This window comes from Pseudomonas sp. PDM25 (assembly GCF_019219045.1).
GTDB lineage: Bacteria > Pseudomonadota > Gammaproteobacteria > Pseudomonadales > Pseudomonadaceae > Aquipseudomonas.
Window position 1 is genome coordinate 195406 of sequence record NZ_JAHUWL010000008.1, and the last position, 24326, is coordinate 219731.

Genomic DNA, 24326 nt, shown 5'->3' on the forward strand with positions numbered 1-24326 from the left:
TGTCAGGCGATGACCATCTAAGCCTTGATCACCACATCCTGCTCCAACACCAATTCCTTGCTCCCCGCATCCAATCTGACCAGCGCGCCCATTGGCAGCGTCAAATTCGGATCACAATGCCCGCTGCGCCACCCTGCCAACACCGGTATCCGCAAAGGCGCAAAGGTCTGCTTGAGCAAGCGCTCCAACGCAACCGTATCAACCCCCGCCACATCCCCCACCAAAACCCCGCGCAGCTTGTGCAGCGTGCCGGCCAGGCGCAGATGGGTCAGCAGCCGGTCGATGCGATACAGCGGCTCGTTAATGTCCTCGATGAACAGGATGACGCCCTCGGCATCCAACTCATACGGCGTACCCATGGTCGCCGCAATCAGCGACAGATTGCCCCCCAGCAAGCGTCCGTGAGCGATACCAGGCTCAATCGTCGTCAACGGGTAGGCGACCGGGTGCGCCAACACGCTGCCCGCCTTCACCTGCCCTCTGAGCATGTTGAAGAATGAAGACTCGGTAGGTTTTTGCTTGTCACCCAGCAGGTCGGCGTTGAGCATCGGGCCATGAAAGGTCACGAAACCCGCATAACGGCTGATCGCCAAGTGCAGCGCGGTGATGTCGCTGTAGCCGATGAACGGCTTGGCATTGTTGCGCAGCAGTTCAAAGTCGATACGATCGAGTAACCGCGGCGTACCGTACCCCCCACGCAAGCAAATGATCGCGTCGACCTCACTGTCGGCGAACGCGGCGTGCAGGTCATTGAGCCGTACATCATCACTGCCGGCTAAATAATCATCTTTCTCGTACACGCCAGGGAAAACCCGCAGTGAGTATCCGCGAGCGCGCATCCAGGCGATGGCATTGTCGGTGTCCAGCGCTGCGGGACCGGCAGGCGCAATAACGCCGATCAGCCCTTGCGACGGCAAGGCCGGAACGGGTGCGTGAGGACAAAGGGTGTGAGTCGGTCGAACGGTCATCCATGAATCTCCCTGCGTGAATGCGTCAAACACACAGTAGTCAGGAACGGGGACAAACAGAAGAGGGTCAGTCGCGCCGAAAGTTGCAGGAAAAGTCTGCCATTGCCGTGGGCAGGCAAAAAAACGCCCGCGAGGCTGAATGCCTGCGGGCGTTTTTCATGTCTGGCAGCCGATCAGGACGACATCAGCTCGGCTTTAACCAGTTTCGCCTGCTCGTCGGCGTGGTACGAGGAACGCACCAGTGGGCCGGAAGCGACGTTCTTGAAGCCCATCTTGTAACCTTCCTCGGCGAACCAGGCGAACACGTCCGGGTGCACGAAACGCTGGACCGGCAAGTGGCTGCGGGACGGCTGCAGGTACTGGCCCAGAGTCAGCATGTCGATGTCGTGTTCGCGCATGCGCTTCATGACTTCGATCACTTCTTCGTCGGTCTCGCCCAGACCCAGCATCAGGCCGGACTTGGTCGGAATGTGCGGCATCATCTGCTTGAAGCGTTGCAGCAGGGTCAGCGACCACTGGTAATCCGAACCAGGACGCGCAGCCTTGTACAGGCGCGGTACGGTTTCCAGGTTGTGGTTGAACACATCCGGCGGCTCGGCAGCGGTGATTTCCAGCGCAACGTCCATGCGGCCACGGTAATCCGGGACCAGGGTTTCGAGCTGCACGTTCGGCGACAGCTTGCGGATCTCGCGGATGCAATCGGCAAAGTGCTGTGCACCGCCGTCGCGCAGGTCGTCGCGGTCGACCGAGGTGATCACCACGTACTTGAGTTTCAGGTCAGCGATGGCGATGGCCAGGCTTTCCGGCTCATTGGTATCCAGTGGCTTCGGACGACCGTGGCCAACGTCGCAGAACGGGCAGCGACGGGTGCAGATGTCGCCCATGATCATGAAAGTCGCGGTGCCGCCGGAGAAGCATTCGCCCAGGTTCGGGCAGGACGCCTCTTCGCAGACACTGTGCAGCTTGTGTTTGCGCAGCAGGGCCTTGATGCGGTCGACTTCCGGGGAAACCGGGATACGCACGCGAATCCAGTCAGGTTTCTTCGGCAGTTCGGTGGTCGGAATGATCTTCACCGGGATACGTGCAACCTTCTCGGCGCCGCGCAGCTTCACGCCGGCTTCAACCTTGGCACGCGGGGCCGGACGCTCGGTGACATCCAGCGTCGGGATCATGGTTTGCACTGCATCAGTAGTCATATCAGTCGATTCCGCCCGTTAGGGTCGTCTGCTCAGCATAGTCGAGGTGTTTGACGAGCTGCGCGCGCAGCCGGGCACTTACCTCGGCAAATTCAATCGATCCTGCGTGATCGCTCAGCTGGGTCATCGCCAGCCCGGCGTAGCCGCAGGGATTAATCCGTCGAAACGGTTCCAGGTTCATGTCCACATTCAGGGCCAGGCCATGAAAGGAGCAACCGTGGCGGATCCGCAGACCCAGAGAAGCGATTTTCGCCCCATTGACGTAAACACCCGGAGCATCCGGCTTGGCCACGGCGGTCACGCCATAGCTGGCCAGCAACTCGATCAGGCATTGTTCCATGCGGCTGACCAGGTCACGCACGCCGAAACCCAGCTTGCGTACGTCGAGCAACAGGTAGGCCACCAATTGGCCGGGACCGTGATAAGTCACTTGACCACCGCGATCAACCTTTACCACCGGAATATCTCCCGGGAGTAACAAATGCTCAGCCTTGCCGGCCTGCCCCTGGGTGAACACCGGTGGGTGCTCGACCAGCCAGATCTCGTCCGCGGCATCGCTGCCGCGTTCGTTGGTGAAGCGCTGCATGGCGTGCCAGACCGGCTCGTAAGCCATCTGGCCTAGCTCGCGAAAGCCCACCGCGGCAGACATCACAGCACCATGTGCACGAAACCGGTAGCCCGCAACTCGCTGTTGATGTCGTACAGCTGTTCCTGACCGGTGGCGATGATGTGCAACTGGATGGTCGTGTACTTGCCGTTGGTACTCTGGCGCTCGGCCAGGGTCTGGTGGTCAACGGTCGCGTGTTTCTCAAGGATCGCGATGATCTTGTCCTTGAAACCCACGCCGGTGTCGCCGATCACCTTGATCGGGTAATCCGCGCAGGGGAATTCGATTTTTGGCGCCTTTACTTCGGTGTCTGTCATGGCGTAACGGCCTCGTAAGCCGTGGCAACGGACATGGCCCCGTTCCGGATTGGAACAGGGCCATGCAGGTCCACACTAATTCAGTTGAACAAGCCGTAGAAGAATAGACGGATGCTATCCCACATGCGGCGGAAGATACCACCCTCGTCGACCGCGTCCAGAGCGATCAGGTCAGCGCTATGCACGACTTTGTCGTCCAGCTTCACTTCGACTTTACCGATCACGTCGCCCTTGGCGATTGGCGCAACCAGTTGCGGGTTCATGGTCATGCTCGCGGCGAGCTTCTTCAGCTGGCCTTTTGGCAGGGTCATGGTCAGGTCTTCAGCCAGGCCGGCCTTGACTTGATTGGTGGTGCCTTTCCAGACAGGAGCCTGAGCCAGCTCGGCGCCTTTCTGATAGAACGTCTGGGTTTCGAAGAAGCGGAAACCGTAGGTCAACAGCTTCTGGGTTTCGGAGGCGCGAGCCACTTCACTGTTGGTGCCGAACACCACAGCGATCAGGCGCATGCCATCACGCACTGCCGAAGACACCATGCAGTAGCCGGCTTCGTCGGTGTGACCGGTTTTCAGGCCGTCGACCGTCTTGTCGCGCCACAGCAGCAGGTTACGGTTAGGTTGCTTGATGCCGTTCCAGAAAAACTCTTTCTGCGAGTAGATCGCGTAGTGAGCCGGGTCTTCGTGGATGATCGCGCGAGCCAGCACCGCCATGTCGTGCGCCGACGAGTAGTGCTCAGGGTTCGGCAGACCGGTCGGGTTCATGAAGTGGCTGTTGGTCATGCCCAGATCGGCCACGGTTTTGTTCATCATGTCAGCGAAGGCGTCTTCGCTGCCCGCGATGTGCTCGGAGAGCGCAACGCTGGCGTCGTTACCCGACTGAATGATGATGCCGTGCAGCAGGTCGCTGACCGTGACTTGCGAGCCGACCTTGATGAACATCCGCGAACCGCCGGTGCGCCAGGCGTTTTCGCTGACGGTTACCGGGTCGTTTTCGCCGATCTGGCCACGACGGATTTCCAGGGTCGCGATATACGCGGTCATCAGCTTGGTCAGGCTGGCCGGAGGCAGACGCTGGTCACCGTTGTTCTCCACCAGCACGTTGCCGCTGCTGGCGTCCATGAGTACATAGGCTTTGGCGGCCAGTTGCGGTGGCGACGGCATCATCTCGACCGCGAAAGCGGCAGGCGAGAGGAGCAGCGGTACTAGCAGGCACAGTCGTTTGGCAAAGGTGGTGATGTTCATCCGTCTCTCGAAATCGCTAATGGAAACTGCCCTAAGGGGCAAAACTAATCAGACAGCTTTCTAACGAGCTGTCGCGTGTTCAGTTGTTCACTCAGAACCCTTGCCGGGCTTTTGTTCTTTAACGAGCCAACAACCAGGTCCACCCCCCAAACCGCAAGCGAACCGTCAATCAAGTACTACGTATTACTCGGCAGTGACCAGGCTCGGCGAACCGAGATTGGCCAGGCGCACACTGTTCTGCACTTGCTGGATTTCACCCGGAGAGCCGATCGGCCCCAGGCGCACCCGATGCAGCGTCTGTTGATTGCGCACGATCGAACTGATGAACACCGGAGCGCTCACCATCCCGCTGAGCTTCGATCTCAGGAGTTCTGCAGCGTCCGGGTTGGCGAACGCGCCCACCTGCAGATACTGGCCAGAGGCTGGTACAGAAGCGTTTTTTTTTGCACTGATCGGCACAGGCACGGTGTCCGAAGCGTGTTGCTGCGGCGGTGGCGTCCATTGCTCGACCGTCCCCGCCGAAGCCGTAATCGTCGGCGCGGCATTTTGCGCTACTTGAGGCTCATTGAGCATCAAAGGCGCCGGACGGCCTTTCGCGGCCCACCACTGTTGTGGATCGATACCTTCAACCTTGACCCGCGCGGTGCCGATTTCGGCGTAGCCCAGTTTCTTGGCCGCTGCGTAGGACAAGTCGATGATGCGGTCCGAGTAGAACGGCCCACGGTCGTTGACTCGCAAAACCACGCTCTTGTTGTTGTCCAGGTTGGTCACCCGAACGTAACTTGGCAGTGGCAAGGTCTTGTGAGCAGCACTCATGCCGTACAGGTCGTAAACCTCGCCATTGGCGGTGTTCTGACCATGGAACTTGGTGCCATACCAGGACGCAGTGCCCGAGGCCACGTAGGTCTTGGATTCCTGCAATGGGAAATAGGTCTTGCCCAGCACGGTGTACGGGTTGGCTTTATAAGGACCGCTGTGCAGGGTCGGCGTGGCATCCGGGATGCGCGATACATCGACGTCCCACCACGGCGCGCCATCTTTGTGCGCGCGGTTGATGTCCAGGCCTGGCGCTGCGCGCACGGCGGTGGAAGACTTTTGGGTCGGCGAACGGCTGGTCGAACAACTGGCGATCAGCACCGCCAACGCGGCGAATGCCATCAGCTTCAGGGGTTTATTCATAGGCAATGCCCGCATTACTTGACGCCCCGTGCTTGGACCAGCTGTTCAGACAGTTGATGTACGGCCATGGCGTACATCACGCTGCGGTTATAACGCGTGATTGCGTAAAAATTCGTCAGACCCATCCAGTATTCGGGGCCATTGTCACCTTCCAGGCGGAAAGCCGTGACCGGCATATCATCGCGCAGCGCATCATGACTTGACCACCCCAGCGCCCGCAACTCCCCGACGGTTTTAGTCGGTTCGATGCCCGTGGTCAAACCTTCGTCCACCTGATCGCCACGTACATCGGCGCGGCTGACCACCGGTTCGCCGGCGACCCAGCCGTGACGTTTGAAATAACTGGCGACGCTGCCAATGGCATCGTCCGGATTGGTCCAGATATTAATGTGGCCGTCACCGTCGAAGTCCACCGCATAGGCACGAAAGCTGCTCGGCATGAACTGCGGCAACCCCATGGCGCCGGCGTAGGAACCTTTGAGAGTCAGCGGATCGACCTGCTCTTCCCGGGCCAGCAACAGGAACTCACGCAATTCCTTGCGGAAAAATTCGGCACGGGGAGGATAGTCGAAACCCAGGGTCGACAAGGCGTCGATTACCCGGAAATTTCCGGTATTGCGGCCGAAAAAGGTCTCGACCCCGATGATGGAGACGATTACCTGGGCCGGTACGCCATATTCCTGCTCGGCACGGGCCAGTACCGCCTCGTGCTGACGCCAGAAGTCCACACCACGGGCGATGCGCGCGTCGGTGATGAACATCGGGCGGTACTCGCTCCACTGCTTGACCCGCTCGGCCGGTTTCGAGATCGCGTCCAGAATCGACTGCTTGCGCTCGGCTTCGCGGAACACCCCCATCAGCTGTTCACCGGCAAAACCGTAGTCGCGGGTCATTTCACCGACGAATTCGGCCACTTGGGGTGAGCCTTCGTAATCGCCGGCCAACGCGTCCTGCGCTGTGCCAAGGATGCTTACCAGGCCGACCCATGGCGCATATCGAGTCGCCCAGCCACGCATTACTTGCATTGAAATCTTCACCTTATTCAAACCTGAGCGATCCACTTGCGATGGGTATGGATCGACATCAAAACCCCAAACGCTGACAGCAGCGTCACCAGCGAAGTTCCTCCGTAGCTAATGAACGGCAACGGCACCCCCACAACCGGCAACAGGCCACTGACCATACCGATGTTGACGAAAACGTAAACAAAAAACGTCATGGTCAGGCTGCCTGCGAGCAATTTGCCGAACAATGTCTGGGCCTGAGCGGTAATCACCAGCCCGCGGCCGATCAACAGCAGGTAAATCAGCAGCAGTGCGCAGATGCCCACCAGGCCGAATTCTTCGCCCATGACCGCAATAATGAAGTCGGTGTGGCTTTCCGGCAGGAAGTCCAGGTGCGACTGAGTGCCAAGCAACCAGCCTTTGCCGAACACGCCGCCGGAACCGATGGCGGCTTTCGACTGAATGATGTTCCAGCCAGTGCCCAGCGGATCGCTCTCGGGGTCGAGGAAGGTCAGGATTCGCTGTTTCTGGTAGTCGTGCATGATGAAGAACCACATCGCCACGGCCACCGGCACGGCGGCGGCGATCACGCTGATGATCCAGCGCCACTTCAAGCCACCCATAAACAGCACAAACGCACCGCCGGCCAGAATCAGCAGCGAAGTGCCGAGGTCGGGCTGACGCACGATCAGAATGAAGGGCAACCCAATCAGAAACAGACTGACACCCACATGCTTGAGCTGCGGCGGCAAGGTGCGCTTGGACAAGTACCAGGCGATGGTCGCCGGCATCAGAATCTTCATGAATTCCGAGGGCTGGAAGCGGATTACCCCGGGAATGTTGATCCAGCGCGTAGCACCCATGGCGTTGTGGCCCATGACATCCACCACCACCAGCAACAGCACACCGACCACATAACCGACTGGCACCCAACGGGCCATGAAACGCGGTTCGAATTGGGCGATGACGATCATCGATACCAGACCGATGCCGAACGAAGTGGCTTGCTTGGCCAGCAGATCCCAGCTTTTACCGCTGGCCGAATACAGCACGAACAGGCTGCCGGCGGCGAGCGTCAACAGCAGGATCAGCAACGGGCCGTCAATGTGCAGGCGTTGCAACAGCGTCGCACGGCGACGCATCACATCCTCACTGGAGAGGATGCGATCGAAATTACTCTTCACGGGCCGTAGCCTCCGCACTGATAGGGCTGGCGTATTCGGCTTTCAGTCGGCCGTCCTGGTCCAGGAGCCAGGCGTCCATGACTTGACGCACCACGGGCGCGGCGACGCCGGAACCGGATTCACCGTTCTCGACCATCACCGACACCACGATTTGCGGGTTGTCGGCCGGCGCGAAGCCGACGAACAAGGCGTGGTCGCGGTGACGCTCCTGAACCTTGGAACGGTCGTACTTCTCACCCTGCTTGATCGCGACCACCTGGGCCGTACCACTCTTGCCGGCAATCCGGTATTGCGAACCGATCGCCGCTTTGCGCGCAGTGCCACGGGCACCGTGCATCACCTGCTGCATGCCGTGGTTGACCTTGGTCCAGTCGGACGGGTCACGCAGGATGATGTCCGGCATCGGGTTTTCATCCTTCGGCCGCTCGCCTTCAACGGTCTTGGCCAGGTGCGGACGGTTCCACACCCCCTTGTTCGCGACCAGCGCCGTGGCCTGGGCCAGTTGCAAGGGCGTTGATTGCATGTAGCCCTGACCGATCCCCAGAATCAGCGTCTCGCCCGGGAACCAGGCCTGACGACGGGTTGCCCGCTTCCATTCCCGTGTCGGCATCAGCCCCGGCGACTCTTCGAACATGTCCAGCGAGACCTTCTGGCCAATGCCGAATTTGCCCAGGTAGGCCGACAGCCGATCGATCCCCAGCTTGTGGGCCAGGTCGTAAAAATAGGTGTCGTTGGAGCGCATGATCGCCGTGTCCAGATCGACGTAGCCGTCGCCGGTACGGTTCCAGTTGCGGTACTTGTGATCGTAATTGGGCAGCTGGTAATAGCCGGGGTCATACACCCGACTCGACGCGTTCACAACGCCAGAATCCAGGCCGGCAATTGCCACGGCCGGTTTGATGGTCGAACCCGGCGGGTACAGGCCGCGCAGCACGCGGTTGAACAGTGGCCGGTCGATGGAGTCGCGCAGCTCGGAATAGGCCTTGAAGCTGATGCCGGTGACAAACAGGTTCGGGTCAAAACTCGGCTGACTGACCATCGCCAGGACTTCGCCGGTTTTCGGGTCCAGCGCCACCACTGCGCCACGGCGACCGCCGAGTGCAGCTTCGGCGGCCTCCTGCAATTTGATGTCCAGGCTCAGGACGATGTCCTTGCCGGAAATCGGTTCGGTACGTTTGAGTACCCGCAGCACGCGGCCACGGGCGTTGGTCTCGACTTCTTCGTAACCGACCTGACCGTGCAATTCGGGCTCGTAGAAGCGCTCGATGCCCGTTTTGCCAATTTGATGGGTGCCGCTGTAACTCACCGGGTCCAGAGACTTGAGCTCTTTCTCGTTGATCCGCCCCATGTAACCCACCGAGTGCGCAAAGTGCGCGCCCTGCGGATAGTGACGCACCAGCTGCGCGACCACTTCCACGCCCGGCAGACGGAACTGATTCACCGCGATGCGGGCGATCTGTTCTTCGGTCAGCTCGAACAGGATCGGCACCGGCTCGAATGGCCGGCGCCCCTGACGCATGCGCTTCTCGAAGATCACCCGGTCCTCGGGCGTCAGCTCCAGCACTTCGACAATGACGTCGAGCACTTGCTGCCAGTCGCCGGAGCGCTCGCGGGTCATGCTCAGGCTGAAGCTGGGCCGATTATCGGCCACCACCACGCCATTGCGGTCGAAAATCAGCCCGCGGGTCGGCGGAATCGGCTGCACATGGACGCGGTTGTTTTCCGACAGGGTCGAGTGGTACTCGTACTGGATCACCTGAAGGAAATACAGCCGCGCGATCAGCACACAGATCAGCGACACCACCGCAATTGCCCCGAACACGACGCGGCCACGCACCAGACGGGCGTCTTTTTCGTGGTCCTTGATGCGGATCGGCTGGGGCATGAGGGCAGAACTACTTGTGGTAAGGGTGGCCGGACAGGACTGTCCAGGCACGATACAGCTGTTCGCCGATCAGGATTCGCACCAGCGGGTGCGGCAACGTCAGCGGCGAGAGCGACCAGCGCTGATCGGCCCGGGCACAGACTTCCGGCGCCAGCCCTTCGGGGCCGCCGACCATGAAATTCACCGTGCGCGAGTCCAGCCGCCAGCGATCGAGCTCGACCGCCAGCTGCTCGGTGCTCCAGGGCTTGCCGTGGACTTCGAGGGTCACAACACGCTCGTTCGGCCCGACCTTGGCCAGCATGGCTTCGCCTTCCTGACGGATGAAGCGCGCCACGTCGGCGTTCTTGCCACGGGTGTTGAGCGGTATTTCCACCAGTTCCAGCGCCAGCTCGGACGGAAGACGCTTGGCATATTCATGCCAGCCTTCTTCCACCCACTTGGGCATGCGAGAACCGACGGCGATCAGTCGCAGTCGCACAGCGGTCCCTTATTGCTGGTCTTTGTTGAGCTTGACGAAGTGCTCATGGGTGTTTTCCGGGCTGTGGTGAGCCGCGTTCAGAGCACGGCTCTGTTCTGCACCGGACCACAGACGCTCCAGGTCGTAAAACTGACGAGCCGAAGCGGTCATCATGTGCACGATGACATCATCCATATCCAGCAGGACCCAGTCGCTGTCGCCCTTGCCTTCTTCACCCAGCGGCTTGACGCCCTGGGCTTTGACCGCTTCGCGGACCTTATCCAGCATCGCGCCGATCTGGCGGTTGGACGTACCGGTGGCGATGATCATGAAGTCAGTGATGCTCTGCTTTTCACGAACGTCGATCACCTGGATGTCCTGGCCCTTGACGTCTTCCAGGGCCGCTACGGCAACCTTGACCAGCTCTTCGCCGCGCAGCTCGGGGCCGGTTGGAACTTCTACTGGCAGCGGGGCGCTCTTGAACGTGCCTTTGCGCTTTACTTTAGTTACGTCTTTGTTCGTCATATAAAACTCGTTTTGCTCGTATGTTCGGGCGCTTCGGTACACGCGTTCACGTGTTTTGAAGCGCGCCCTTTTTCAGTTCGACGCACGGTAGAGACCGTGCGCATCGATGTAGGCCAGGACCGCGTCGGGCACCAGGAAACGTACCGACTTACCGCTGGCCAGCAGTTGACGGATCTGGGTGGCGGATACCGCGAGCGGTGTCTGCCAGACGAATGCAATCTGTCCGCTCGGCCCTTTGAGGGCCAGCGGGTCGCTCACCGAGCGTGCCGCCAACAGATTGCGCAAGGCATCCGGCGGTTCGCTGTCGGCATCCGGGCGTTGCAGCACCAGGATGTGGCAATGCTGGAGCAACTCTTCCCAGCGGTGCCAAGTGGGCAGGCCGCAAAATGCGTCCCAGCCCAAAAGTAGAAAAACCTGGTCGGAGGCGGCAATTTCTGCGCGCATCAGTTCCAGGGTGTCGATGGTGTAGGACGGTTTGTCCCGCTGCAATTCGCGGGCGTCCACCACCAGCGGCGCCACACCGGCCACCGCGCACTCGACCATCGCCAGACGGTCTTTCGCCGATACCTGCGGCGTACCGCGATGAGGTGGTCTGGCACTGGGTGTCAGACGCAGTTCATCGAGCGCCAGCGATTCGGCGACTTCCAGCGCACTGCGCAAATGGCCGATGTGCACCGGGTCGAAGGTTCCGCCCAGCATGCCAATGCGTCGAGGCGCAGGCTCGCTGGCGGTTACCGGGGCTGACTGGTCGAGGTCGCCCAAGTCAGTCCGACGCCTGGCCGCGCAACTGGCCATCACCGACCACGATGTACTTCTCGCAGGTCAGACCTTCGAGGCCCACCGGGCCGCGGGCGTGCAGCTTATCAGTAGAAATGCCAATCTCGGCACCCAATCCGTATTCGAAGCCATCGGCGAAGCATGTCGGGGTGTTGATCATGACCGACGACGAATCGACTTCCGCGACGAAACGCCGGGTGTCGGCCAGGTTTTCGCTGACGATCGAATCGGTGTGATGGGAGCCGTACTTATTAATGTGCTCGATGGCCTGTTCCAGCCCGTCGACCACACGGATCGAAAGAATCGGCGCTAGGTACTCGGTGTTCCAGTCTTCTTCGCTCGCTGCAATAGCCTCGATAATCGCCCGGGTGCGTTCGCAGCCGCGCAGCTCGACGCCTTTTTCGCGGAACTGTGCAGCCATCGACGGCAGGAAATCCTTGGCGACCGATTGGTCCACCAGCAGGGTTTCCATCGCACCGCAGATGCCATAGCGGTAAGTCTTGGCGTTGAACGCGATGCGCTGGGCTTTCGGCAGGTCGGCATGAGCACTGACGTAAACGTGACAGATGCCGTCCAGGTGCTTGATAACCGGCACGCGAGCGTCACGGCTGACGCGCTCGATCAGGCCACGGCCACCACGGGGCACGATAACGTCGACGTATTCCGGCATGGTGATCAGCGCGCCAACGGCGGCACGGTCCGTGGTTTCGACCACTTGCACCACGGCGGCAGGCAAATCGGCTTCGGCCAGACCGCGCTGGATGCAGGCGGCAATGGCACGGTTGGAATGAATCGCCTCGGAGCCGCCACGCAGGATGGTCGCGTTGCCGGACTTCAGGCACAGGCTGGCGGCATCGATGGTCACGTTCGGCCGGGATTCGTAGATGATCCCGATCACGCCCAACGGCACGCGCATCTTGCCGACCTGAATGCCCGACGGCCGAAAGCTCATGTCGCGGATCGCGCCGACCGGGTCCGGCAGCGCCGCCACCTGACGCAAACCGACGATCATGCCGTCGATACGTTCCGGGGTCAGCGCCAGACGCTCAAGCAATGCAGGCTCAAGACCATTGGCGCGGCCAGCGGCCAAATCCAGTTCATTGGCAGCCGTCAGCTCGGCGCGTGCGGCGTCCAACGCCTTGGCAGCAGCCTGCAAGGCGCGGTTTTTCTGCGCGGTGCTGGCACGGCCGATGACGCGAGAAGCTTCGCGGGCAGCGCGACCCAATCGGGTCATGTAGTCAAGAACGGACTCAGTCATGGTCTGGAGTGGTCTTTGCTAAGGTCTTGGTAAAGAGTAAAGCGGCAGATTATAGCTGTCGCGTCCCGGGACTAACAGCGGTGACGGGCGGATGGTCGAAATGGAGGGCAATTTGCCGACGTTCAGCCGTGATTAAGCTGCAAATTGTTATCATCGCGGCTCAATCAGCCCTGATAAACACCGTTCATCATGACTAACCTGACTGTTCGCACGCCCGCGACAAGCCTGCCCAAGGGGCTCGCGGATGCATTTTTCGACAGAGATGCCCAAACGCTGGCCCGGGATTTACTCGGCAAAGTCATTCGTCACCGGGTCGGCGACCTGTGGCTCAGCGCCCGGATCATCGAGACCGAAGCCTATTACTTCGAAGAAAAAGGCAGCCACGCCTCCCTCGGCTACACAGAAAAACGTAAGGCTTTGTTTCTGGATGGCGGCCACATCTATATGTACTACGCCCGTGGCGGCGACTCCCTGAACTTCAGCGCCCAAGGGCCGGGCAATGCTGTGCTGATCAAATCCGCCTATCCGTGGGTCGATGACTTGAGCGGGCCGGCGAGCCTGGCGCAGATGCTGTTGAACAATCCCGACGCCCAGGGTCGCCCTCGCCCCTCGCAAAAACTTTGCGCCGGACAGACGCTGCTCTGCAAAGCGTTGGGCCTGAAGGTTCCGGTCTGGGACGCCAAGCGCTTCGACCATGAAGTGCTGCTGGTGGAAGATGTCGGCCCGGCGCCCGCTCACATCATACAAACCACGCGCCTGGGCATTCCCCACGGCCGCGATGAGCATTTGATGTACCGTTTCGTCGACGCGGCTTACGCGCCGTATTGCACGCGCAACCCGTTGCGACGGGGGCAGGTCGAAGGTCGCGATTATTTTTTGCTGACCTGAACAATGAAAATCCAGTGTGGGAGCGGGCTTGCTCGCGAAGGGGCCCTTTCAGTCGATATTAGTGCCGACTGACACTCCGCCTTCGCGAGCAAGCCCGCTCCCACAGGGGATTTATAGCGTTTTGAAGATCGCGTTTGTCCCTTGGGGCCAATTGAATAATCGATGGAGTTGTTTTTATGGGCCCATGGCTCGATAGCGTGACCGGTTGGTTGACGGTCAACCCGCAATGGCTGGCCGCGGCGGTGTTCATAGTGGCCTTTGTGGAATGCCTGGCGATTGCCGGGTTGATCGTACCTGGCACGGTGCTGCTGTTTGCCGTGGCGGTCCTGGCCGGCAGTGGCGCGCTGTCGCTGGGTGAAACGCTGCTGCTGGGCTTTCTCGCCGGGGTGCTGGGGGACATCGTTTCGTACTTCATCGGGCGACATTTCCATCAGAACATCCGGCGCCTGCCAGGGTTGCGCCATCATCCGGAATGGATCGCCCGCGCCGAAGCGTATTTCCAGCGCTACGGCATCGCCAGCCTGCTGGTCGGGCGCTTCATCGGTCCGCTGCGGCCGATGCTGCCGATGGTCGCGGGGATGTTCGACATGCCCTTCCCGCGCTTCGCCGCCGTCAGCTTGCTGGCCGCCGCTGGCTGGAGCGTCGCTTACCTGCTACCCGGTTGGGCCACGGGCGCGGCGATTCGCCTGCCGTTGCCGGAAGGTTTCTGGCCACAGGTCGGGCTGGTGGTCGGCAGCATCGCGGCGCTGGTAGGCCTGAGCGTCAACAGCAGCGTGCGCGCTCATCGCCTGGTGACCGTATACATCGCCGGCCTCAGCCTGGTGATCCTCGGTGGGTTGTTTATTGGCTTTGCGCATCTGAACGCCTTCGATCAGGGCTTGATGACGCTGGTACAGGAGCACCGCAGCCCGCTGCTGGATGAAGTAGCGGTGATGCTCACCCAGCTCGGCGAGTTCAAAAACATGTTCGTGATCAGTGCGGTGCTGACGATCCTGCTGTTGGTTACCCGACAATGGCGACACATGCTCTTCGCCGGCAGCACGCTGCTGATCACCGCGCTGGCGAACACCGGAACCAAAAACCTGTTTGCCCGGATGCGCCCGGAAGTACTGGCCGATCCACTGAGCAGCTACAGCATGCCCAGTGGTCATTCGTCTGGTTCGTTTGCGCTGTTCCTGACCCTGGCGGTACTGGCTGGCCGAGGCCAGCCAACGCGCATGCGCCTGACCTGGCTACTGCTCGGCTGCTTGCCGGCTGTGTCCATCGCCATGTCTCGGGTTTATCTGGGCGCGCACTGGCCAACCGATGTCCTGGCCGGAGCGGTACTGGCAGCTTGTGTTTGTGCGGCCAGCCTGGCCGTGACCCAGCGCCAGACAGTCCTGAATCCGATGCCGACCAAAGTCTGGTGGTTGGTCTTGCCGGTGTTGATGGCATTGTTCGGCTTCTTCGCGCTGTGGAATTTGCCTCACGCTTTGTTGCGTTACTCGTACTGATAGCGAAAGGCTCGCAGATACCAAGCTGAAAGCAGCTTCTCCTTTCGAAGAGAAGCTGTGAACTACCTGGACTGACCGCTATTACCGTCAGAAGATCGCAGTAGTTGATGAAACAGCGCCCCCTATTTATCGCGTTACTTAATTCAACCTCAACTTACAACATCATTGCATCCCCCAAAAAAAGCGCCCACGAGAGCATATAAAATAACCAAAGCTATAAATATGTACCGCACCTGCAACATCCACCTCAACAATACTGTTCAACGCCAATATGAGGCCCAAGAACCGAATGACATCTATATGAAAAAAGAGATACGCGAACATGTCCACGCCATCCATATCCACCGGGCAAAATCCAACACTGCCGAGAAACATCCGTATTACCGAAACGCCCCCTTCTCTCTCGGCACGGATGCCCTCATCCACGCCCCAAGATGAACAACGCCGGAACAGACTCTTACTCCAGGATCAATTGAACGGCCCGGTTCGCATTGGCGAATTAACCATCAGTCGCCAGGACTTGTATGACATGGGGGCAAGACTCAATGGCCAGGTGATCAACGCAAATCATCCGATTCAGCTTGAGCCCGACCAGACGTTCATAAACGCCCTGCAATTTGATCCGGCCAAGATCGAGGGCAGGCTGCAATCCCCTCAACATAGCGACAGCTGCGCGGGGTTGTTGTTTGAACTCGGCGTTCTGCGTTCGGCCAGCGCCCAATCTTTGCTTTCAGCATCATCCTCCGACTTGTCAGCGTCCATGCAAAGCCTTGGCAAACTGCTGGACTCCGCCCAGCAATTGTCATTGAGTACCCCATCGCTGCCTGAAAACCTGCCGAGCTGGGCCGACAAGGTCAAAAGCCGCAGCATGACCAGCATGGGCGTCGGGCTCCAGGGTTACGGCATCTACAGCGGCATCATGGGCACCGCAGAAGCACTGAAGAAAGGCGACCTGGTTGAAGCCGGCATCAACGTAGGCGGGATCACTGCCGAGGTGGGGTCTTTGTTCCTCGAGCGAGGTCTGGAAAACATCGGCAGAAACATGATGCTCAGTGGCGGCAAGGTGTTTACAGGGTTCAGCAAAACCAGTGCCGGCAAGTACCTGGCACGCGGCGCCGGCCTGCTTGCCAGCGTCCTGACTCTTCCCTTCGATATCTACACCGCCATCAAAGCGTTCAACGACGCCGCCACCGCCACCGGCAAACAAGCTCAGGATCACTACTTCAATGCAGCGCTTAGCCTGACCAGCGCCGGGCTGAGCATTGTTCTGGGTATAGCGGCACTTGCCGGTTTCAGTGCAGCCGGCCCGATCGGGATTGCGGCGGGTGCCGTGCTCATCCTGGGTGCAAGAATTTACGGTGCCGCCCGCCAGGTCGATGACATCGACGATTACATTACATTGAGCACCCACGAACGCTTGCGCTCGGGTTGGTTTGCGTTCACCGGGCAAACCATGGATCGAGACATTCTCGACCGCTACCTCGTCGCCAAGACCGACAGCAACTACAGCGAGCTACTGAGAAAGACGGCCCGAGGTTGGCTGGACAACGAATTGAAAGACACTGTCGAAGCGGTAGTGTTAGGCAGCTATCAAGTCGAATTGCAGACCGTCAAGCACTGGAAATACCAGTGGGACGATGCAGGCGGCGAAAGTCCTTACATCGAGGAAAAGGAAGCCGTCATCAAGGAAACCGACGACACGTTCGATGCCAGCCAAGGCATCAGCCACATTCCGGGCGCAATCATCGGCAGCGCGGGCGAGCACAAGGCCATCCTCTGGCAACTGGGAGGCGGCGACGACACCGTTGTGGGGGTCAGGGACAAACCCAACCAGTTCAGCTACGGCGCGGGAAAAAAGACCCTCACTGGTGGCGACAAGGATGATATTTTCAGCTTTCGGATCGCCGCCGACACTCTCCAGCCCACTGATCTGTCAGGCAGTCAGCTGCGAGGTGGTGCCGGCAATGACACGCTGCAACTGGAAGGCAAGGTCTCGCGCGACAAGCCGCATCAGGGCGTGCGCATTGACCTGCAAACAGGGCAACTGAACCTGCGCGCCAGCCCCGACACCCCGCCGCTGCGCTTTGAGTCTGTGGAAACTGTCGAAACGCTGGCGGACGCCGCGAATAGCATCACCGGCAGTTCGCAGGCGGACCGAATCGTCCTGCGCGGAAACGCGGACATTGCCGACACCGGCGCAGGTGCCGACACGATTGTGATCAAAGGGCCAAACAGCCAGGCCAACGGCGGTCCCGGCGAAGATCACTACATCATCGCCGACAAAACCGACGCCACCACACTGATCGAAGATGGCCAGGACCCCAGTCTCATCGACCTCGACTGGACGCTCGAGCGCATTCAAGGCTGGCGGGTCGAAGGAACTTCGCTGGTGCTGTCCGCACTTCACGGGATAGATGGAGAACTGCCGCAGATAACCGTCACGGTCAAAGGGATTTATCGCCAGGAAGCCGACAAACGCCTGCTGTGCAACGACAAACTGATAGTGCGCACCAAGGATCTCTACTCACTCAAACCTGACTTGCCGCAACAGCTCGATGGCCGCGACAGCGTCGACGTCAACGCAATCATCCTGGCGCGGGGCAAACCTGCAACCCCGCCGCAACTGTTGAACGGAGGAGACCATGTCGCCTCCAGCGCATCGCACTCAAGCTACTTCGTCTATCGACATTTGGCCTCGACCGTACTGGCTGTCCGGCACGTGAGCGAAACGACGCTCAGCACACTATTCCTGGACTACGACAGTCATGAAATAGAAGCCGTAGAGGCTGACTACACGATCAGGTCAACGCGCAACATCAACTCCAACTACCTGCGCTACCAAGACGTCAACTTGACCTTGCGTTTCACGGATCAAAAGCGCCTGACGCTCAAAGACATGGCCCGCAATCGCCCGGGGGTTGGTAGCAATGTCATGGGCAACCTGATCGCGTCGGGGCTGATGCCCACACACAACTTTGTGCTCATCATGCGCGACGGAATCTCCTATCGGGTAGGACTGCCGCACCATTCCTATCTTGAAGACCAACTCCAACAGGGTCACAGGACTGTATTGACGCCCCGCTCGCTGGTTGAGCGCAGCGGTCACTACCTGATGCAGCAACCCGCTGCCCACCCGCCCACCGTGCTTAAACCGCAGGACTTGCGGGTGGACATCCAGGCCGCGCCCCAGGCCGGCATTCTCGTGCTGGAGGGACAGGCCGCGACCTACGACATTCATCCGGCGGCCGACACCATCCTCAGGCTGTCGACTTCGGTCGCGATTGCCACTGCCATCGGTACTTCAACCTGGAATATTCATACACAGCACCTGAGTGAGACGATCGGCCGCGAGCACATCCGCCTGAACGGCGCGCAGCTATGGGTCGGCCACATCCTTATTCTGCTGCCCAATGACGAGACCGGTGACGCGCTGATGGAAACGGTGCGCGTATTCACCTCATCCGGTCACCGGTATGACATCGAACAGGAATTTGCCGTGGTGCTTCTGGCAGAAATCAATGCCCAGGCCTATTCCAGCATCGACGCGATCCAGGCAGGGATCAGTCTGCATCGCCAAGGCAACGAACCGATGACCGACCTGGTGCTCATCCGCAATCTGCAATTGCGTGACGATGACAGCAAAGCCATTTACTACGACAGCGTCGCCGAAGACTGGACGCTCGAAGGTGACTGGTCGCGCAAGCTGCAACATGAGGACATGCACATCGTGCGCGCGCCCGTGAACGAAACCCCAATGGATCAATGATCGAATTGCGCCACACCTGATTTCATTCAAACAACGAAGCGGCTACCGCTTCAACACTGGAAAGGATTCCAACATGGCCCCCAAACCACCGATATCTTCGATACCCAAAATCAACCTGCCTGAGCTGCCGACGACGACCCCGCCGCGACTGCAAGCGGATGCGTCGCTCCCGGGCACTCGCATGAACACAGGGCTGGAGTCGATGCAACCTGCTGCGGGATGGCCTGATGGCACGCCCCATGCGCCTGGGCTGACACCCGGTCTGTTGCCCGACGTCCCGCAGCCGATACAAACACAGGCACTCGCTGGGTCCACGGTGCCGACACGTCCTCTCGGCAATGATCCATTGAATGGGTTTCGAGTGTCGGTCTACTCGGCAAACACGTTGCCCCCGCCAAACGACGCCGGCTTGCGAATCCATGCCCAACGCCTGTACGCCGACATCCCGGGCAACGGTACTGTCCAAGTCAGCTATGACGCCGGCACGAACACATACCGGGCACAACGTCGCTTCGAAGTGACTCCCAGCGGGCCGGTTTTGCACCTGAACAACGATGGAAAAAGCTGGAGCCTCGATCCCCCCGCCCCGCCGCCAGTAAACATGTCAACGACTGCTATCGCCCCACGCATCTACCTTGATAGCACACACTATGTCTGGAACCCGGACGCAACAAATCTTCAGGGATACATCATTCTGCATCGAAAAAGAGGCCTGGACGCACACGTAGGACCCGAAACCCATACGGCCTTTCAGGATGACAACGGTTCGTTTGTCAAAGTCGAACCGGGCTCGACCCCGATCGACCAGCCAGCGACCAAACTCGCCGCGTGGACCGACCGTGAACTGTGGGATATGTACGATCTTTCCGGCAGTGATATCACCCGTTTCCGCGACGAAGTCACGGTCACCGGGATGAAGCCGCGATGGGCCTCCATTCGACAGGAGCGGCTTCAGAAATCGTATCTTCTCGATGAACTTCGCCGCTGGTTGGCGCCACATATGAGCCGGGATGAATTTAATCGGCGAATGGAGCCTCTGAACTATTCGGTCGAGCAATGGGCGGCGCAACTCGACAGGGTCAGTCTCGATTCGGTCGCCAGGCGCCAACGTGAAGTACACAAACGCAAGCTGGCCAACCCGCAAGCGCAAACCGGAGCGGAGGCAAAGCGCCCACGCCTGGCGGACGAACAATCCCCCACAGCGGATAGTCCCGCAGTGCCCGACTACATTACGAAGTCCGTTGAGTACGGAGCACTGAGAGACCAACTGATCGAACAACTTCGATCCCTGACAAGCACGGGACCCGGCGCGAAATCGCGGGAGGAGATCACCCGCCAGATTCAACCCTACAATCTGTCGACGCGACAGCTCTCGCGACTGGTCAGTGACGTGCAGGCCCAAGGGCGCATTCCCCAGTGGGCTGAGGACCTCAGACATTCTTCCATGGACGAAACCAACCCTCATCGGTTCGATGAAGTCTACGAAGAACTGTTGCCCGAGATACTGCACCTCAGAAACCAGTCAACCGGCAACATCGCCTTCTCCGACAACTTCACCCGTCCATATCTCAATGCCCTGCTCACAAAGGCCGGGTACCAGCGCAACAAATACAACTGCTTATACAGAACCGATATTCCGGCCATGTTCAGGGGGGACGACCGCAACCCCTTCGAGTTTTTCGAGGATCACATGCGCCCACGCCAGAAACACGGTGTCGGATCAACCACACAAAAAGCCGTGAGCGCAACGTTCAGTCTATCGGAGGCATATGTACATGCTCGCAGCGCTCCAGAGGTGGAAGCGTTGCTGTATGACACTCAGCATCACAAATACCCAGGGGAATTAATCGACTACAGCGGAACCCGCAGATACGAAGAAAGAGGCAAAAGTTCATCAAGCAGTGACGATAGTTCATCTAGCAGTGATGAGAGTTCATCAAGCAGTGACGAGAGTTCATCCAGCAGTGATGAGGACAGCTCAGGTAACCCGCTCTTACGCTTCCATGACAAACACTACATCGCAAAAAGGCAAAATCAGCGCATCGGGTTTACCTATTTGCTCGACACCCGCAATATTGAAGTTGTGCCTGGCGAAGAAAACCTGGCTTTCAATGCCTATGCGCGAACCGAAAAAAAGCCCGGTGAAAAGATCTGGTTTCCCGACGATTCATATGAAGGCCACATTTCAATGTCTGCGCGCGGCTTAAGTGCTGACAGGATCTGGCTGATCAACTCGAGCGGGACACGTGCAGCGAAGATCAATGACATCTGCGCCCTGTACCTACGTCAGCCCGAGTCCGCCAGGCACAGACCCCGTGCGGGCAGACCCATTGAAGAAAGAACATGGAGCGGTGACCACAACGAGTGGGAATATGACGACTTGATCGATCAGGCCGCAAACTTGGGCAAACCTGTCATCAAACTTCCTGACGGGGAAATATACTCTAACGACATTGTGTTTCCATAAGGTCAGCTCTGCTCATCGTTGAATAAGACCGGCCCTCGACTTCCGGGAGCCGGTCCCTTTCAGGCCACTATTGGAAAGGATTCCAACATGCCAAAACCACCAGTATCTTCAATACCGAAAATAAACATACCTGAACCACCCGCATTGAATCTGCCGCCACTGCAGGGGACAGGGCACTCTGCAATCGTTCGCCCAAATCTGCAGGCAGGCATGTCATCGGACACTACGCCGCCAGCCCCCTTGTTACCCATCTCTGGCCCCTCCCTGACTCAGCCTTCTCTACTGCCATTGCCCGCCTTGAATGTCCAGGACACCCCCACTGCCGGAGCACCAACCGCCGCTTCCGGCTCCGACCCACTGCACCTGTTCCGTCTGTCCACATCCTCTTCAAACCTCTTGCCTGCACCCGACGCTGACGGGTTTAGAGTCCAGGCACAACGCCGGTACGTCGATATTCAGTCCGGTGGAACGGTGCTTGTCGAGTTCGACGCCGCTGTCGGAATGTATCGGGCAAAACGGCGTAATGAACTGACGGCCTCGGGACCTACATTGCGGCTCAACCCAGATAGCAGAACCTGGCGCCTGGATGCCGAGTCGCTGCCCGGCGAGTCCTCGATCAAACCATCGCCTGCGCCACAACCGGCGTCTGCACAACAACTCCCCGCACAAAGCTACGTCGACATTGCCCACTACACCTGGGCCCCACAGGCAACCAATCTTCATGGGTATGTGGTGATGCATAAAAAACAGGACGCGGACCCGCTCGTCGGTCCGACGACCCAATATGCTTTTGTCGATATCAACGGACACTTTGTCAGAGTCGATCCACCAGATACCCCGATCAATCAGCCTGCGCAGCAAATTCCCGCCTGGACGGACTACGACATCTGGGACTTTTACGGATTGCAGGGAGCACAGATCAGCAGATTTCGCGCCGAGGTCGCCAGTACCGGCAACAAGCCACAATGGGCGCAACCGCGTACAAACCGACGCCGCAAACCCCATCTGATCAACGAATTGCGACGCTGGATGGCACCTGATAAGCAGCAGGACGAATTTGCCGAGTTAATGGAGCCACACTCGTACGGGCAATTGAAGGCGATGTTCGACAATGTGCAGCTCAACCAGCGCCATCCTCAACCAACTCCCCAAAAGCGGCCCCTGATCGACGAGCAACCAGGGCCTTCTAAAAAACGCCCCTTGATCGAGGATCTATCGGGGCCCGGTTTGCCGGCGACACCACCGCGCCTGCCGGATACGCAGCCGACCACAGAGACGGGAAACACCCCTGATTACGTCGAGATGGCGCGTATAACCGCAGAAGAAAGAGGCAAGCTTCTTGAACGGCTTCAAGTCCGGATGAACTTGCGCGGCCCGCACAAAACCCTGGATGAGGTGGCGGCGACGATGAAGCCTTACAACCTGTCGAACCGGCAACTCACACAGATGCTCGCCGAGATACAAGCCAACGGCACCGCCCCGCAGTGGGCCGAGAACCATAAACAAACGTCCATCGATGAGACAAACGTCAACCGGTTCGACGACGCCTACGAGGAGTTGCTGCCTGAAATCTTCAGCCTGCGAAACCGCGGGCGGGGCTTTACGGATTTCAATGCCAATTACACCCGCACCTATCTCGATGGCTTACTGGCGTACGCCGGGTACAAGCGCAATAAATACAACTGTTTGTACCGTACCGATATACCCGCGATGTTCAGGGGCGATGACCGCACGCCTTTCGAATTTTCCCGGGACGGCCATATGCTCCCGCGCCAGGATCTCGGTGAGGGCTCAACGACACAAAAGGCTGTCAGCGCAACCTTTAGTCTGAACAACGCGAAACAGTACATCCGCCAGTTCGGCAAGCAATCCGGGATAGAAGAACTTCTGTACGACACTCAGTACCACAAGTACCCCGGCGACTTGAGCCGAACCCAGTCGAGCGATACAGAATCCGTTGACAGTGCGGCAGACTCCGACGCCGACAGTGGCTCGGACAGCGAACCGGGACGGATCACGGAAAAGGACTATTACCCGAAAAGACTCAACCAGAACATTGCCTTTTGTTACCTGCTCGACACCCGCAACATCGAGATCGTCCCGGCTCGTGAAAACTATCATTTCAACAGGGATGCGCTCGACGAATCGAAAAGAACCGGCGGTAAAACCTGGTTTCCCGATGATGATCTGGAAGGCCATATCTCAATATCCAGCCGCGGCTTCAGCGCAGACCGGATCTGGCTGGTCAACTCGACCTTTACCCGCGCAGCACGGGTCAGTGACATCTACTTGCAATCCTATGTTCACGCCGACCACTCAACCAGAGGCGAGGCTGACAGTATCGAAGAGCGGACATGGGCCGGCGCAAACAACCTGAGTGACTACGACATGTTGATCGATCAGGTGGCGGCGGCAAACAAACCGGTGATTAACTTTCCCGCCGGTAAGGAAGTGTTCTCCAACGACGTGGTCTTTACGCCTGACTTGATAACGCCGACAACCGCCTGATCCTGTCGGCAGGCTCTAGGCGAACAACTCGCCTTGCAGCTCATCCAGCAGCGCCTGAATTGCATCCAGTCGCTGCTGCGGATCATCGAGTTGCAGCAGGTCGATCTTGTCCACTTCGGCAAACGGCAACAGGTACGCCAACTGATTGGCCAACGACTGCTGCCCGGTTGCCTCGGTGCCCATGTTCAACGCTTCGACCATCGGGTGTTCGGCCAAGGCTTTGAGCAGCGCAACCAGGTCGGCGTCCTCGTCTTGCAGCGGCTGCTCAGGTTCGTCCTCCAGCCACTCGACCTCGGCGACAGTCAGCTGATCGCGCTGAATCTCGGTGCGCAACACGTGGAAACGCCGCCCACCCTGCACCCGAATGCCCAGCAAACCATTGTCCTGCTGTTTGAAATCAGTGATCAGCGCCTCGCATCCGACCAGCGCGTAGCCCGCCGGGGCAATGCCGACTTCTTCGCCGTCGAGGATGCACACCACGCCAAAGCCACCGCCCTGCTTCATGCAGCGACTGATCATGTCCAGGTAGCGCGCCTCGAAGATCTGCAAATCGAGGATGCAGCCAGGAAACAACACTGTGTTCAGCGGAAAAAGCGGCAAGCTCATAGA

The 24326-nt window shown here is 59.2% G+C and carries 19 protein-coding genes; 5 read left to right on the forward strand and 14 right to left on the reverse strand.

The window, feature by feature from the left end; all coding sequences use genetic code 11:
• Nucleotides 1-17: 17 nt before the first annotated feature.
• From KW848_RS17270 to KW848_RS17330, 13 genes are all read right to left on the reverse strand, one after another.
• Nucleotides 18-968, reverse strand: coding sequence for an LD-carboxypeptidase (locus KW848_RS17270; protein ID WP_218537558.1), 951 nt, complete (start codon nucleotides 966-968; stop codon nucleotides 18-20).
• 173 nt (nucleotides 969-1141) lie between these two features.
• Entirely contained in the window at nucleotides 1142-2164 is a 1023-nt protein-coding gene (gene lipA / locus KW848_RS17275; RefSeq protein ID WP_008152832.1) for a lipoyl synthase, read from the reverse strand.
• Between the two features lies 1 nt (nucleotide 2165).
• Nucleotides 2166-2813, reverse strand: coding sequence for a lipoyl(octanoyl) transferase LipB (gene lipB, locus KW848_RS17280; protein ID WP_056744566.1), 648 nt, complete (start codon nucleotides 2811-2813; stop codon nucleotides 2166-2168).
• The gene (locus KW848_RS17285; protein WP_150641215.1) at nucleotides 2813-3088 is read right to left on the reverse strand and encodes a DUF493 domain-containing protein; all 276 of its coding nucleotides are present in this window, start codon (nucleotides 3086-3088) and stop codon (nucleotides 2813-2815) included. The genes lipB and KW848_RS17285 overlap by 1 nt, the downstream gene beginning before the upstream one ends.
• 80 nt (nucleotides 3089-3168) lie before the next feature.
• Nucleotides 3169-4326 carry a D-alanyl-D-alanine carboxypeptidase family protein gene (locus tag KW848_RS17290; RefSeq protein ID WP_033054153.1) on the reverse strand — a complete coding sequence of 386 codons (1158 nt, stop codon included), beginning with the start codon at nucleotides 4324-4326 and terminating at the stop codon, nucleotides 3169-3171.
• A gap of 183 nt (nucleotides 4327-4509) precedes the next feature.
• Nucleotides 4510-5520: a septal ring lytic transglycosylase RlpA family protein gene (locus tag KW848_RS17295; RefSeq protein WP_192410816.1), complete on the reverse strand. Its 1011-nt coding sequence runs from the start codon at nucleotides 5518-5520 to the stop codon at nucleotides 4510-4512.
• A complete protein-coding gene (gene mltB / locus KW848_RS17300; protein ID WP_192410815.1) occupies nucleotides 5520-6530 on the reverse strand; it encodes a lytic murein transglycosylase B in 1011 nt (336 codons plus the stop codon). Before mltB ends, KW848_RS17295 begins: the two co-directional genes overlap by 1 nt.
• Before the next feature lie 17 nt (nucleotides 6531-6547).
• Nucleotides 6548-7651 carry a rod shape-determining protein RodA gene (rodA, locus tag KW848_RS17305; RefSeq protein WP_192410905.1) on the reverse strand — a complete coding sequence of 368 codons (1104 nt, stop codon included), beginning with the start codon at nucleotides 7649-7651 and terminating at the stop codon, nucleotides 6548-6550.
• Between the two features lie 31 nt (nucleotides 7652-7682).
• Nucleotides 7683-9578, reverse strand: a complete 1896-nt coding sequence (gene mrdA, locus KW848_RS17310; RefSeq protein WP_111451171.1) for a penicillin-binding protein 2 — start codon at nucleotides 9576-9578, stop codon at nucleotides 7683-7685.
• A gap of 10 nt (nucleotides 9579-9588) precedes the next feature.
• Entirely contained in the window at nucleotides 9589-10056 is a 468-nt protein-coding gene (gene rlmH, locus KW848_RS17315; RefSeq protein WP_007937439.1) for a 23S rRNA (pseudouridine(1915)-N(3))-methyltransferase RlmH, read from the reverse strand.
• Nucleotides 10057-10065: 9 nt separating this feature from the next.
• The gene (rsfS, locus tag KW848_RS17320; protein ID WP_111451172.1) at nucleotides 10066-10560 is read right to left on the reverse strand and encodes a ribosome silencing factor; all 495 of its coding nucleotides are present in this window, start codon (nucleotides 10558-10560) and stop codon (nucleotides 10066-10068) included.
• 72 nt (nucleotides 10561-10632) lie between these two features.
• Complete coding sequence (nadD, locus tag KW848_RS17325; RefSeq protein ID WP_256365194.1) at nucleotides 10633-11322, reverse strand: nicotinate-nucleotide adenylyltransferase; 690 nt, start codon at nucleotides 11320-11322, stop codon at nucleotides 10633-10635.
• Nucleotide 11323: 1 nt separating this feature from the next.
• Nucleotides 11324-12595, reverse strand: coding sequence for a glutamate-5-semialdehyde dehydrogenase (locus KW848_RS17330; RefSeq protein ID WP_218537559.1), 1272 nt, complete (start codon nucleotides 12593-12595; stop codon nucleotides 11324-11326).
• A gap of 189 nt (nucleotides 12596-12784) precedes the next feature.
• Here KW848_RS17330 and KW848_RS17335 point away from each other — a divergent pair, with 189 nt between their 5' ends.
• From KW848_RS17335 to KW848_RS17355, 5 genes are all read left to right on the forward strand, one after another.
• Entirely contained in the window at nucleotides 12785-13483 is a 699-nt protein-coding gene (locus KW848_RS17335) for a DNA-3-methyladenine glycosylase (protein WP_192410814.1), read from the forward strand.
• A 176-nt stretch (nucleotides 13484-13659) separates the two neighbouring features.
• Nucleotides 13660-14976 carry a bifunctional DedA family/phosphatase PAP2 family protein gene (locus KW848_RS17340; protein WP_218537560.1) on the forward strand — a complete coding sequence of 439 codons (1317 nt, stop codon included), beginning with the start codon at nucleotides 13660-13662 and terminating at the stop codon, nucleotides 14974-14976.
• Between the two features lie 529 nt (nucleotides 14977-15505).
• Nucleotides 15506-18742: a calcium-binding protein gene (locus KW848_RS17345; RefSeq protein WP_218537561.1), complete on the forward strand. Its 3237-nt coding sequence runs from the start codon at nucleotides 15506-15508 to the stop codon at nucleotides 18740-18742.
• Between the two features lie 73 nt (nucleotides 18743-18815).
• Nucleotides 18816-21209, forward strand: coding sequence for a hypothetical protein (locus tag KW848_RS17350; protein ID WP_218537562.1), 2394 nt, complete (start codon nucleotides 18816-18818; stop codon nucleotides 21207-21209).
• A gap of 471 nt (nucleotides 21210-21680) precedes the next feature.
• A complete protein-coding gene (locus tag KW848_RS17355; protein WP_218537563.1) occupies nucleotides 21681-23717 on the forward strand; it encodes a hypothetical protein in 2037 nt (678 codons plus the stop codon).
• 15 nt (nucleotides 23718-23732) lie between these two features.
• Here the strand turns inward: KW848_RS17355 and KW848_RS17360 are convergent, their stop codons facing one another.
• Nucleotides 23733-24323, reverse strand: a complete 591-nt coding sequence (locus KW848_RS17360; RefSeq protein ID WP_008152802.1) for an LON peptidase substrate-binding domain-containing protein — start codon at nucleotides 24321-24323, stop codon at nucleotides 23733-23735.
• Between the last annotated feature and the right edge of the window lie 3 nt (nucleotides 24324-24326).

Bases quoted from the DNA above. Each gene is read 5' to 3' on its own strand.
- mrdA (WP_111451171.1), bottom strand. From the start codon at position 9,578: ATGCCCCAGCCGATCCGCATCAAGGACCACGAAAAAGACGCCCGTCTG.
- KW848_RS17270 (WP_218537558.1), bottom strand. From the start codon at position 968: ATGACCGTTCGACCGACTCACACCCTTTGTCCTCACGCACCCGTTCCG.
- rodA (WP_192410905.1), bottom strand. From the start codon at position 7,651: ATGCGTCGCCGTGCGACGCTGTTGCAACGCCTGCACATTGACGGCCCG.
- lipA (WP_008152832.1), bottom strand. From the start codon at position 2,164: ATGACTACTGATGCAGTGCAAACCATGATCCCGACGCTGGATGTCACC.
- KW848_RS17345 (WP_218537561.1), top strand. From the start codon at position 15,506: ATGGGGGCAAGACTCAATGGCCAGGTGATCAACGCAAATCATCCGATT.
- KW848_RS17285 (WP_150641215.1), bottom strand. From the start codon at position 3,088: ATGACAGACACCGAAGTAAAGGCGCCAAAAATCGAATTCCCCTGCGCG.
- KW848_RS17335 (WP_192410814.1), top strand. From the start codon at position 12,785: ATGACTAACCTGACTGTTCGCACGCCCGCGACAAGCCTGCCCAAGGGG.
- KW848_RS17360 (WP_008152802.1), bottom strand. From the start codon at position 24,323: ATGAGCTTGCCGCTTTTTCCGCTGAACACAGTGTTGTTTCCTGGCTGC.
- rsfS (WP_111451172.1), bottom strand. From the start codon at position 10,560: ATGACGAACAAAGACGTAACTAAAGTAAAGCGCAAAGGCACGTTCAAG.
- KW848_RS17295 (WP_192410816.1), bottom strand. From the start codon at position 5,520: ATGCGGGCATTGCCTATGAATAAACCCCTGAAGCTGATGGCATTCGCC.
- mltB (WP_192410815.1), bottom strand. From the start codon at position 6,530: ATGCAAGTAATGCGTGGCTGGGCGACTCGATATGCGCCATGGGTCGGC.
- KW848_RS17330 (WP_218537559.1), bottom strand. From the start codon at position 12,595: ATGACTGAGTCCGTTCTTGACTACATGACCCGATTGGGTCGCGCTGCC.
- KW848_RS17350 (WP_218537562.1), top strand. From the start codon at position 18,816: ATGGCCCCCAAACCACCGATATCTTCGATACCCAAAATCAACCTGCCT.
- lipB (WP_056744566.1), bottom strand. From the start codon at position 2,813: ATGTCTGCCGCGGTGGGCTTTCGCGAGCTAGGCCAGATGGCTTACGAG.
- KW848_RS17340 (WP_218537560.1), top strand. From the start codon at position 13,660: ATGGGCCCATGGCTCGATAGCGTGACCGGTTGGTTGACGGTCAACCCG.
- KW848_RS17290 (WP_033054153.1), bottom strand. From the start codon at position 4,326: ATGAACATCACCACCTTTGCCAAACGACTGTGCCTGCTAGTACCGCTG.